10 protein-coding genes and 1 riboswitch are annotated in these 12014 nt (G+C 64.8%); of the genes, 3 read left to right on the top strand and 7 right to left on the bottom strand.

What is annotated here, in order from left to right; translation table 11 throughout:
• Positions 1-148: 148 nt before the first annotated feature.
• Positions 149-1717: a hypothetical protein gene (locus AC0L21_RS03830; protein WP_473258284.1), complete on the top strand. Its 1569-nt coding sequence runs from the start codon at positions 149-151 to the stop codon at positions 1715-1717.
• Between the two features lie 79 nt (positions 1718-1796).
• Here AC0L21_RS03830 and AC0L21_RS03825 read toward each other — a convergent pair whose 3' ends face one another.
• The 5 genes from AC0L21_RS03825 to cobU all read right to left on the bottom strand — a co-directional run bounded on the left by AC0L21_RS03825 (position 1797) and on the right by cobU (position 7612).
• Positions 1797-4490 carry a hybrid sensor histidine kinase/response regulator gene (locus tag AC0L21_RS03825; RefSeq protein WP_473258281.1) on the bottom strand — a complete coding sequence of 898 codons (2694 nt, stop codon included), beginning with the start codon at positions 4488-4490 and terminating at the stop codon, positions 1797-1799.
• Complete coding sequence (locus AC0L21_RS03820) at positions 4487-5518, bottom strand: ABC transporter substrate-binding protein (protein ID WP_473258278.1); 1032 nt, start codon at positions 5516-5518, stop codon at positions 4487-4489. The genes AC0L21_RS03825 and AC0L21_RS03820 overlap by 4 nt, the downstream gene beginning before the upstream one ends.
• 174 nt (positions 5519-5692) lie before the next feature.
• Complete coding sequence (bluB, locus tag AC0L21_RS03815) at positions 5693-6325, bottom strand: 5,6-dimethylbenzimidazole synthase (protein WP_473258276.1); 633 nt, start codon at positions 6323-6325, stop codon at positions 5693-5695.
• 4 nt (positions 6326-6329) lie between these two features.
• Complete coding sequence (cobS, locus tag AC0L21_RS03810) at positions 6330-7112, bottom strand: adenosylcobinamide-GDP ribazoletransferase (RefSeq protein ID WP_473258273.1); 783 nt, start codon at positions 7110-7112, stop codon at positions 6330-6332.
• Positions 7109-7612: a bifunctional adenosylcobinamide kinase/adenosylcobinamide-phosphate guanylyltransferase gene (gene cobU / locus AC0L21_RS03805; protein WP_473258268.1), complete on the bottom strand. Its 504-nt coding sequence runs from the start codon at positions 7610-7612 to the stop codon at positions 7109-7111. Before cobU ends, cobS begins: the two co-directional genes overlap by 4 nt.
• Before the next feature lie 121 nt (positions 7613-7733).
• Between cobU and cbiB the strand changes: the two genes are divergently transcribed.
• Both cbiB and cobD read left to right on the top strand, forming a co-directional pair.
• Positions 7734-8675: an adenosylcobinamide-phosphate synthase CbiB gene (gene cbiB, locus AC0L21_RS03800; protein ID WP_473258264.1), complete on the top strand. Its 942-nt coding sequence runs from the start codon at positions 7734-7736 to the stop codon at positions 8673-8675.
• Positions 8676-8686: 11 nt separating this feature from the next.
• A complete protein-coding gene (gene cobD / locus AC0L21_RS03795) occupies positions 8687-9649 on the top strand; it encodes a threonine-phosphate decarboxylase CobD (RefSeq protein WP_473258261.1) in 963 nt (320 codons plus the stop codon).
• Here cobD and AC0L21_RS03790 read toward each other — a convergent pair.
• Together AC0L21_RS03790 and cobO are read right to left on the bottom strand one after the other, a co-directional pair.
• Complete coding sequence (locus tag AC0L21_RS03790) at positions 9638-11086, bottom strand: cobyric acid synthase (protein ID WP_473258258.1); 1449 nt, start codon at positions 11084-11086, stop codon at positions 9638-9640. The genes cobD and AC0L21_RS03790 overlap by 12 nt on opposite strands.
• A 9-nt stretch (positions 11087-11095) precedes the next feature.
• The gene (gene cobO / locus AC0L21_RS03785) at positions 11096-11731 is read right to left on the bottom strand and encodes a cob(I)yrinic acid a,c-diamide adenosyltransferase (protein ID WP_473258255.1); all 636 of its coding nucleotides are present in this window, start codon (positions 11729-11731) and stop codon (positions 11096-11098) included.
• Between the two features lie 40 nt (positions 11732-11771).
• Positions 11772-11991, top strand: a riboswitch (cobalamin riboswitch).
• Positions 11992-12014 lie beyond the last annotated feature (23 nt).

Genomic DNA, 12014 nt, shown 5'->3' with positions numbered 1-12014 from the left:
TTGCAAGAGTCCGTCCGAGACCAAACGTCGCGAGCATTGTGAGCTGGTTCACAACCGCTCGTCAGTGTTTCTGGCAATGTAACGCGTAGTGCGGCTGTGCGAATGGATTCAGCCGATTGCAGATGCCTTATTGTTTTGGAGGCACGCTATGATCGATCAATTTTTCACAGCAATCCACCTCGACGCCGCGCACCTTGTGGCGGGAGTGTTGACGGCCTTTTACGCCGCACATCGTTTTGCCACGCCTAGGACGCTCAGGTCAGAGACAACCCGCTTTCAGTATTACAGCAGTTACGTGACGTATATCATTTCGTGCATCGGGCTTCTGATGTTCTTGAGCTGGACCCTTGCCCACAAGCCCGAATTGCTTGGTCTCCTGTACTCGCCAAGCCCCATTCCTGAAGGATTGAAGAGCCTTGATGCGCCACTTGTGGCCGCGCTTATCCTAACGACGTTGCTGCCATCGGTTCCTGTTCTGCGGGACGTTGACGGTGCCATGCTGCGTTTTTTTCACCGTATGGGCGCGATCCCGCTTGGAGCTGTTCGTTGGGCGCAGCGGATCAACATGACGCAGCTTACGATTTCTGAAAGATTGGTCGCAGACACTAAGTTTTATATCGCCAACAGCACGCTTCTGCCTGACTCTCTAGCCGCGCAGCTGCAGCCCGATTTCACCTTGGACAGCGTGCGCTTTCGGTTCACGCGATGTCTGGCGCTCTACGTTGCCTTGAGCAATCTGCCCGGTTGGACTGCTTATTCCGCCGACTTTCCCGAAGAGCGAGCCACTTTCGAGAAGAAGATGAGCAGCTTCTTCGCTCAGTCCGTGGCGTTTTTCACTCTCACAAGTCAGATCGCTCAGCGTCAGCTTGAGCCGGCGGCGGAGCCGGTTGACCAGTTTCGTTCTTATGCACTCGAAGCCTACGAGGACATTCGGTTGATGCTTGCCAGAGTGCTCCTGTACAGTTGCAATAGCGACAGCGAAGTCGCTCACCAGTTTGCAAGGATTGGCTTTTCCATTCAACGGCCGTCTCTGATCCGCCTGCCGTTAAATCTGCTGAGCTTGGACTTCGCCGGGGTTGTCGCGCTGTTCGTCATAGTGACGATTTCCCTGGCCGGCGGCGATTTGGGCAGGGCATTAGGCATCGGGATGCTTGTGGCGGTCAATCAGTCAATCGCGGCGGTGTGTGCCCTCGCACCGAAGCAGTTGTGGAATTTTGCAGATTATCGTTGCGTCAGGGAAAGGCCTACTCTGTCTTATCTGATCTCTGGCGCATGTACCCTCACGATAACGCTGCCGATTTCGTTTTGCTTCTATCTGCTTCGGGCGCATTTTCCAGTAGATGCCGTTCATCCGATCCTGCCGTTCGTGGCCCAGGCCAAATGGCTGCTGCTCCCCACCGTGCTTTCAATAGCATTGGCTTTTGCGTGTGACGATACAATCGAAGCGGATCACGAACCGTGGTGGCTCAGGTGGGCGGAGAGCGCCGGGCTGGCTGTACTCATGGGCTTTTCGGGCTTTCTCGTGATGCGCTGGTTGAGCGTGAACCAGCCGACAGTACAGCACCTGCTGTTGATACCGTGCCTGCTCAGCGCCTCAATCGGTGCGCTCTTTGGGGTCACGATTCCGTACTGGTATCGAAAAACCATGAGAGGGGGAGAGTTGGAGGCGACAAAGCCGGTGCAGTCGAGTGCGGAAAAGGTCGCCCCGGCAGTCTGATGTAAGGCGCCTGCCTTGATCTGGACTGATAAGGCTCACCAGATTTTTCTTCGGGCCCAAAATAAGAACTCGAGCGCATCTAGCTGATCGTACGCTGCTCCGCCGGACGAAGCAGATCGTCCAGCGCGCTCATCGAGGCCTCTCGAAGCGCAGCGAGCTCACGGGCGGCGCCCTGGCATTCGGGCGAGGTCATCGTGAGTGCCGCCAGCTCGACCTCACGGCAAAATTCAAACAGGCGGACCAGGCCGAGCGCGCTCGCGCCGCTGCCGAGCTGGTGTGCGGATCGCGCGAGCTGCGTGGGATCGCCAATCACTGCTGCCTTGGCGATGTCCTCGACCAGCTTTGCACTGGTCTGTTCCAGCAGGTGGTGGAGTTTTGCGATCTGCGCCGCGCCCAGCAGCTCCTTCTGGTCGTCAAGGAAATGCCGGTCGATCAATGCGCCTGCGGCGAGTTGCGGCACGGCTGGCTGGTTCTGGGCATCGTCCTCGATCGCCTCGCGCAGCGCATTGATCAGGATCGGCTTGCTGACGATCCTGGCAATGCCCGCGCCCGCGAGCCGCTCGCGGGCGCGGCGCGACATGTCGGCGGTTACCGCGATGATGCGCGGCATGGTCGGCAGACCGAGCTTGCCGATTCGCGATGCCGCCTCGACTCCGTCCATGTCGGGCATGTGCAGATCCATCAGGATGATGTCGAACGCCTGATCGCGGGCGAGCGCGATGGCCAACGCGCCGTTCGTGGCGATGGTCGCGTGGTGGCCGAGCCTCTTCAACATCGCTTCGCCGACCTCGCAATTGACGGGGTCGTCGTCGACCAGCAGCACGCGAAGCTGCCGCGATGGCGGCTGAACCGCGCCTTGCGCGATGTCGGTCGTGGCGAGACCAAGCGGTACCTCAAGCATGAACGAGCTGCCCGTGCCCGGCGTGCTCGCCACCGTCAGCTCGCCGCGCATCAGGCGGGTGAGGCGCCGCGCGATCGCCAGTCCAAGGCCGGTGCCGCCGAACCGCCGCGCGATGCTGTCGTCGGCCTGGACGAAATCCTCGAAAATCCGCTCGTGCATGTCGGGCGCGATGCCGATGCCGGTATCGCGAACGGTGATGCGCAGCAGCACATGATCGTCATGTCCCTCGGCGGCTGCACTCAAGCCGATGCCGCCGCGCGGGGTGAACTTGATCGCGTTGCCGATCAGATTGAGCAGAATGCGATTGAGCCGCACCGGATCGCCGTGCACGGAGGTGTTGACCGTCGCATCGCAGGCGAGATCGAAGGAGAGGCCCTTGCGAGAGGCCTGCGGACGCATCAGATCGGCCGCCGTCTCGATGAGCTGGTCGAGGCGGAAATCGCGGGTCTCCAGAGTCTCGGCGCTGGCCTCCAGGCGCGCATATTCGAGGATGCCGTCGACCAGCGCGATCAGCGTTTCGCCCGACGCGGCCGCGGTCGTGAGGTGACGCCGCTGCGCCTCGCCGAGGCTGCCATCGTCGAGCAGTTGCAGCACGCCCATGACGCCGTTCAGCGGCGTGCGCAGCTCGTGGCTGACGACCGCGAGAAAGCGCGATTTGGTCTCGTTGGCCGCCACCGCCGCGCTACGCGCGCGCTCGGCGGCATCGTGCTCGGCAAGGGCCTGGTCGCGGGTCTTTTCCAGTTCGGAGGTGCGCTCAATCACCTTGCGCTCGAGCGTCGCATAGGATTCGCGCAAGTGAGCGGCCATCCGGTTGAATTGATCGCCGAGCGCCTCCAGCTCGTCACCGGTCTTGATCGCGAGCCGCAGGCCGAGGTCGCCGCTGCCGATCCGCCGCGCACCCTGCGTCAGGATCTGGATCGGCACGGTCATGCGCCGGCTCAGAAAGAGGGAGACCAACACCGCACATGCCAGCAGGATGACCAGGAGAAAAGTCGAGCGTCCGATCGACGCATAGATCGGTGCATAGGCTTCGGTGAGCGGGAGCTCGACGAACACCAGCCAGCCCAGCGAGGGGACCGTCGCGTAGGTCGACAGCACGCGTTGACCGGACAGATCCTCCTTGACCAGGCCGCCCGAGGGCGGCCCGACGCCATCGAGCGCGGCGCGGACGTCGGCATGGCCGGAGAGATCGCTGCGGCGCAATGCCGGCCACAGATCGGGATGCGCGATCAACAGCCCCATCCGATCGACCACATAGGCCTTGCCGGTGTTGCCGACCCTGATCCCGGCGACGAGGTCCCAGATGAAGCGAAGATTAACTTCGGCGACAATCACATCGGGCGTGAGGCCGGTCCCGCGCGTGGCGAGCGTCATGAACGGCTCGGTGTCGCCGAGGAAGTAGACCGGCCCGTAATAGGCGCGGCTTTCATTCGCGCCGCGGAAGGCCTGCGAAGCGGAGAGGTCGGCCTTGCTGCCGATCCTGTCCGCGACACGGCGCGACACGCGCACCTGCTCGCGGCCTTGGGCGTCGAGCTCGGCGATTTCCGCAATCGCAGGCGAGAGGCGCAGGAGGCGGATGGCGTTCAGGCGCTGGTCCTCGTTCGTGGACAGTTCCGGGGGCAGGCGCGAGAGCCATCTGATCTGGTTTTCGATCTGGCCGATGAACTGGCCGATCTGGATGGCGGCGCTTGCGGCCTGCTCGCGCTGGGTCGCCGCCAGGAGCTGCTTCTGCTCGCGATAGGAGAACCAGACGTCGAAGCCGGTGTTGATGGCGAGCGCGGCAAAGGCGAGCGCGACGATCGAGTAGAGGTATTTGCGGAACAGCCGGCCGGGAGGTGGCCGCAAATCTCCCTGGTCGATCGTCTCGTTCACTCGCGGATCTCGTCGGCGCGCGCGAGCAGCGTGAATGGTATCGTCAGATCCAGCGTGCGGGCGACCGTGCGGTTGATCAGGAGTTCGTATTTTCGCGGCGATTGCACCGGCAGATCGCCGGCCTTGGTGCCGCGCAGGATGAGATCGACATAGTCAGCCGAGCGCACTTCGAGCGTCGGCCCGTAGCTCATCAGCCCGCCCGCATCCATGAAATAATGGAACGGATAAATCGTGGGCACGCGATATTTGGCGGTTGCTGCGATGATCGCCTGCCGGTTGACCACCAGAAAGCTGTCGACGAGCGCGATCATCGCCGCCTTGGGCGGTTCGGTAAAGCGCCTGACGGCTTCGTCGATCTCCGTCGGCGCGCTCACGGGGGCGGGGACCACGGACACGCCGGACAGGGCTGCCTCTTGCTCGATGGAATCGAGGAAGAAGCGGCCGCCGCGAGGTGTGGTCGCCGGGTTGAACAGGATGCCGACACGCGCAAGATCCGGCACGGCCTCCCGGATGAGCTGAAGCCATTTGCCGCCCATCTCGGCCGTGCTGTTGGTGAAGCCGGTCACGTTGCCGCCCGGATGGGCCAGGCTTTCGACGAAGCCGTTGCCGACGGGATCGTTCGCGGTCGCGAACACGATCGGGATGGTTTTGGTGGCTTCCAGGACGGCCGCGGTTTCGACCGTCGAGCCGGTCAGGATCACATCCGGATTGAGCGCCAGCAATTCCTGCACCGCGGTCTTCAGCCTATCCGGTGCGCCGAAGGTCGAACGGAGCTCGAAGCGGAAATTGACGCCTTCGACCCAGCCTCGCTGCCTCAAGCCCACGATGAGGCCGCCCAGGCGAGAGGTAGGGCTGTCGATCATGCTTCTTCTGGTCAATTCGTCGTCGAGCCGCAATGCGGTCAGCGATGCGACGACGCGCATGCGATCAGATGTTGCGCCGAGCGCCAGCCAGCCCGCAGCGGTCGTGCCCGCAAGCCGAATGAACCCGCGGCGATCCACCGCGAGAGCGGAAGGCCGTTCGGTCATGGATGTCTTTGCATGATGGTTTGCCCCAACCCGATGCTTAGCGCGAACAGCCGGCGTCCACAATTGATGAAAAAATGCGTTTGTGACTGTTCATTCGCACGTTTGGCAGCCCGATACCGTATTCCCTACGCCGGCAGCCGCACGCAATGACGACGGATTTCCGACGTGGCCTGATTAACGCAGCAGCGTGAATTCCGCTGCGCCGCGCCGCTGCTCCCACTTCGCCTGTTCCAGCTCGGGCCGGTCGCATTCGATTTCCGGATAGCCGATGCAGAGATAGGCGATGAATTTCCAGGTGTCGGGCACGTCGAGAATGGCGTGGATGCGATCCGGACGGAGGATCGAGACCCAGCCAAGCCCGATGCCCTCGGCGCGCGCGGCGAGCCACATCGCGGTGATCGCCGCGACCACGGAATATTCCGTCGTCTCCGGCATCGTCGCGCGGCCGAGGCCGTGACCGGTGTCGCTGGCCTTGTCCGCGAACACGGCGAGGTGACCCGGGGCCTGTTCGAGACCCGAGAGTTTCAGCGTGGCATAGCGCGCTGCGCGCTCACCGGCATAGGCATTCAATGCGTCGGCGTTGCACGCTTTGAAGTCGTCGATTACGGCGCGACGCCGCGCGACGTCGTCGACGATGACGAAGCGCCAGGGCTGGCTGAGGCCGACCGAAGGCGAGAGACAGGCCGTCTCGATCAGGCGATCGATGGCGCCATCCGGCAGCGGATCGGCGCGAAAGCGGCGCACGTCGCGACGCCACACGAACAGCTCCCGCAAGTGCTGGCGGAAGGTGTCGTCGAATTGGACCATCGCGTCACCCTCCGATCTGGAAAGCTGCGGCAACTAGCAGGATCAGAATCTCGCCGGTCTGCTCGAACGCGCCGAGGATGTCGCCGGTCTGCCCGCCAATCTGGCGGATGGCAAGTCGCGCCAGCATCAGGCCGGCGAGGGAGAGCAGGATCAGGCTCACCAGCGCCTTGCCCGGCCCAAGCGCGAGCGTGAGCGCGAGGGTTCCAACGGCGAAGGCGATCGCAACGCTGCGGCCCGGCGGTGATCCGGCGCCCGCCGACAGGCCGTCAGGTCGCGCAGGCGCGACCTGCGACATGAATGCCGGCAAGCCGGCGCGGGCCGCAGTATGCGCAGCGCACAGCGCGAGCGCGACCGCCCACGGATTGGCGATTGCCGCAAGCGCGCTCCAGCGTAGGCCGAACGACAGGATCAGCGCGCAGACGCCATAGGTGCCGATCCGGCTGTCGCGCATGATCTCGAGCTTGCGCTCGCGGGTGCGGCCGCCGCCGAGCCCGTCGGCGGTATCGGCAAGGCCGTCCTCGTGCAGCGCGCCGGTGACGAGGGCGGTCGCGGCCAACGCGAGCAGGGCGGCGAGGCTCGGTGTCAGACCGAACCGGCTCGCGAGCTTGTAGACCAAGGCGCCGGCAAGGCCGACCAGCAGTCCCGCGACGGGCAGCGCCCAGGTCGCGCGCGCGACGGTGCCGTCAGCTGCGGGCTTCGAAGGAGCGACCGGGAGGATCGTCATGAACGATGCCGCCGTCCTGAGATCGGCGATGACGTCGGGCAAGAATTGGTCGCGCGGCATCATTTCAGTTTCATCGGTAGGCCGGCGACGATGAATTCGACCTCGTCGGCGACATCAGCGATGATCTGGTTCATGATCCCGGCGGCGTCGCGAAAGCTGCGCGCCAGCGCGTTGTCGGGCACGATGCCGAGGCCGACTTCATTGGTGACGAGAACGACGGGGCTTTTCAAGCGGGGCAGGGCGCCGGCAAACTCGCTCACCTCTCGTTCCCAATCGCGCTCCGCATGCATGAGGTTGGAGAGCCACAACGTCAGGCAATCGACGAGCCGCGCGCCGCCGCCGTCGGTTGCGACCAGCGCGGGGACGAGATCGAGCGGCACTTCGCGTTCGATCCAGTCGGTTCCGCGGCGCGCGCGATGCCTCGCGATGCGCGCCTCCATTTCGGCATCGAGAGCCTCGGCCGTCGCGACATAGACCGGCTGCCCGGGAAAGGCGCGCGTGCGCATTTCCGCGCGCTTGCTCTTGCCCGATCGCGCTCCGCCCGTGATCAAGATGACGGTCATAAAGGTCTCCTGTGGGCCTGACTAATCACCAAACGCGACCAAAAACAAAGCCGAAATCCGCCAATCGGGGACTTGCGCTCTGGTCGTGGTTTGCGCAACAGGGGCGGGACAGGAGGCGGCTGTGGGTTTTGCGGGTGCGATGGCGGTGGCGATGGCGGTGGATGCCCTGTTGGGCTGGCCGTCGTGGTTGTTCGCGCACATCGGCCATCCCGTCACGTGGCTGGGCCGGCTGATCTCTGCCATCGATAACGCCTGGAATCGACGGTCCGATCCGCCGGCATTTCGCCGCGCCGCTGGTCTTGCCGGAGCGCTCGCGGTGATCGCGCTCTCCGTCGCCCTCGGCTGGGCAGTTCAATCCTTGCTTCCCTTAGGCTGGATCCAGATCGTGCTGGTCGGCGTCCTCGGCTGGCCGTTGGTTGCGCTGCGCTCGTTGCACGACCACGTTGCTGCCGTCGCAAACCCGATGCGGGCCGGTGACATCGCCGCCGCACGCTACGCGGTCTCGCGCATCGTTGGCCGCGATCCCGCAGCGCTCGACGAGGCCGGGATCGCGCGTGCGGCGATCGAGAGCCTCGCCGAGAATGCCTCCGACGGCATCGTCGCACCGGTGTTCTGGGGCGCGCTGTTCGGCTTGCCCGGCATTTTGGGCTACAAGGCGATCAACACGCTGGACTCCATGATCGGCCATCGCAGCGAACGCCACGAAGCCTTCGGCTGGGCAGCGGCGCGCATCGACGATGTCGCCAATGTCATTCCGGCGCGGCTGACCGGATGTCTGTTCGTGCTGCTGGCGCCACGGCGATCGGAGGCGCTGTCGTGCATGATGCGCGATGCACGCCGACATCGATCGCCCAATGCCGGCTGGCCGGAAGCAGCGATGGCGGGTGCGCTTGGTGTGCGGCTCAGCGGTCCACGGATTTATCGCGGCAGCACCACAATCGAGCCATGGCTGAATGAGGGTGCGCGCGATCCGCTTGCTGCCGATATCGATCGGGGATTGACGGTTTACCGCCGCGCCATGCTGCTGCTCGCCGGTGTCCTTGCGATCCTGGCCTTCGCGTGAAAGAACAGCGCATGCGCGAGCACGGTGGAAATCTCGATCAGGCCCAGCAGCGTTTCGGCGGTCGCGCGGAGGATTGGATCGATCTGTCGACCGGGATCAACCGCCTGCCTTATCCCGTGGGCGAGGTGAGCGCGCGCGCGTGGAGCGCGTTGCCGTCCCGCGGCGAGATCGAGGCGCTGCATCAGGCGGCGCGGCACGCTTATCGCACGAGCGCGGCGGTTGTCGCGCTCGGCGGCGCACAGGCCGCGATTCAACTGCTGCCGCAACTCGCGCTGCCCGGCCGCGCGCGCATCCTCGCGCCGACCTACAACGAATATGCCGGGGTCCTCTCGGCTGCGGGCTGGGAGGTCCAGGAGGTCGGGGAACTCGACGCGCTGGTGGGCGCCGACCTCGCCATTGTTGTCAATCCCAACAATCCCGACGGCCGATGTCATACGCCAAAGGATTTGCTGGCGGTGCTGCCGCGCGTCGGCCGTCTCGTCGTCGACGAGAGTTTTGCCGATGTGGCCCCGCAGCTATCGCTTGCATCCGAGGATCGGCCGGGGCTGTTGATTCTGCGCTCCTTCGGAAAGTTTTACGGCCTTGCCGGCCTGCGGCTCGGCTTCGCGCTCGGCAATTCGTCCGACATCAGCAGGATCGCGGCGATGTTGGGGCCTTGGCCGGTCTCGGGAGCGGCGATCGCGATCGGCTGCCGAGCTCTGCGTGATGATACCTGGGCCGAGGCCACGTCCGCGCGGCTCGCGCGGGACTGCGTTCGTCTCGATGGCATGGTGCGGTCGCAAGGCTGGACGCTCGTTGGCGGGACGCAGCTGTTTCGTCTCTACGGGACGCCTGGCGCGCTTGCCGCGCAGGAGAAGCTGGCGCGTCGCCATATCTGGTCGCGCGTGTTCGCGCGAGAGCCGAATTGGCTGCGCCTCGGGCTTCCGGGCGGCGAATCCGAATGGTCGCGCCTGGCCGAGGCTCTAGCGCGCTAGCGCGAGCAGGCCGTCGACGTCGAGATGAGCTTCGATGTGATTGGCGAGGGCATCGAGCGCGCTTTCGACCCTGGCGTGATAGGGCACGTCGCCGGCAGGAATGTCGAGCTTCGCCAAAAACGCCTTGCGGAAATCATCCGACGTGAACAGGCCGTGCAGATAGCTGCCTTGCACGCGTCCGTCGCGCGAGATCGCGCCTTCCGGTTCGCCATTCAGCCTTGCGAATGGCCGCGCGCGATCCGGCCCATCGGTGCGCCCGATGTGGATTTCATAAGCCTCGATCGGCTGATCCGTCGCGGCATGCACGGCCGCGACACGCGTCAGCGTCTTCTCCGGGCTCATCACCGTCGCGACATCCAGAAGCCCGAGACCCGCTGTGTCGCCCGCGGGGCCCTCGATCCCATCGGGATCCGTGACGCTGCGTCCGAGCATCTGATATCCGCCGCAGAGGCCGAGCACATGGCCGCCTCTGCGGTGATGCGCCAGGAGATCGATGTCCCAGCCCTGGGCGCGCAGGAAGGCGAGGTCGCCGCGGGTGGATTTCGAACCGGGAATGATGACGAGGCGCACGTCGCCGGCGATGGCTTCGCCCGGCCGCACCATCACGAGATCGACGCCAGGCTCGAGCTTGAGCGGATCGAGATCGTCGAAATTGGCGATCCGCGACAGCGCGAGACAGGCGATCTTGCATTGGCCCGGCTTGCGCGCATCGCTCAGGCCCAGCGCATCCTCGGCCGGCAGCTCGCCGGCGCGCGCGAACCAGGGCAGCACGCCGAAGCCGCGCCATGCGGTCTTTTGTTCGATCAGCCTGTAGCCGTCGTCGAACAGCGTGGGATCGCCGCGGAACTTGTTGATGACAAATCCCTGGATCATCGCGGCGTCATCCGGGTCGATCACCGTCTTGATGCCGACGAGTTGCGCGATGACCCCGCCGCGGTCGATGTCGCCGACCAGCACGACCGGCACATCGGCCTTGCGCGCAAAGCCCATATTGGCGATGTCGGCCTTGCGCAGGTTCACCTCGGCCGGGCTGCCGGCGCCCTCCACCAGCACGAGATCTGCGCGCGCCTTCAGCCGCTCGAAGCTCTCCAGCACGGCGCCCATCAATGACGGTTTCATCGCCGCATATTCACGCGCACGCGCGGTCGCGATGCGTTTTCCCTGCACGATCACCTGCGCGCCGACATCCGTCTCGGGCTTGAGCAGCACCGGATTCATGTCGGTGTGCGGCTCGACCCGAGCAGCCAGTGCCTGGAGTGCCTGGGCGCGGCCGATCTCGCCGCCGTCGATGGTGACGGCCGCATTGTTCGACATGTTCTGCGGCTTGAACGGGAGCACGCGCAGGCCGCGTCGCACAAAGGCGCGCGCGAGGCCGGCAACGATGAGCGACTTGCCCACGTCCGAGCCGGCCCCCTGGATCATCAATGCGCGCGCCATCGCGAGTTCTTAGAACTCGACGCCGGCTTGCGCCCTGATGCCGGAGCGGAAGGGATGCTTGACCAGCGTCATCTCGGTGACGAGATCGGCGATCTCGATCAGCTCGTCCTTGGCGTTGCGTCCGGTGAGCACGACATGCGTCATCGGCGGCTTCTGCGTCGTGAGGAATTCGACAACCTCGGCGATGTCGAGATAGTCGTAGCGCAGCGCGATGTTGATCTCGTCGAGCACGACCATGCGGAGATTCTGGTCGAGGATCAGCTCCTTGGCCTTGTCCCAGCCGGCGCGCGCGGCCGCGATGTCGCGGGCGCGGTCCTGCGTCTCCCAGGTAAAGCCTTCGCCCATGGCGTGGAACTGGCAGAGGTCGCCGAAATGGCCGGTGAGCATGCGGCGCTCGCCGGTGTCCCAGGCGCCCTTGATGAACTGTACGACCGCGCAGGGGAAGCCATGGGCGACGCAGCGGACGATCATGCCGAACGCGGAGGAGGACTTGCCCTTGCCGGCGCCGGTGTGGACGATGATGAGGCCCTTTTCGCCGCTCTTGGTCGCCATGATCTTGTCGCGGGCGGCCTTCTTCTTCGCCATTTTCGAGGCGTGGCGGGCGTCGGTTTGGTCGGCCGTCTGGGTATCCGGTTCTGACGTCATCGGACGGGGTCCTTCGGCTTGACAAGAGGCGGTCGGGGGCAAATGGTGGCCCGGCGTTGGTTCCTGTCCTACGACAGGCGAAGAGGGAATGCGATAGGGTCCGAATCGGCAAGATTTGGTTCCAAAATGCAGCCGCCCCCGCGACCGTGACCGGAGAGATGCCCGAAGCCACTGACCCCTCTTGGGGATCGGGAAGGCGGGGATCGAAGGGGAAACCCTGCTCCGCAAGCCGGGAGACCTGCCAGCGCGGACGATTTTGGACCGGCGGACGGGGTGTTCCGCG

This window comes from Bradyrhizobium sp. WSM4873 (assembly GCF_055811355.1).
This window is presented reverse-complemented; position numbering and strand designations above follow the sequence as displayed.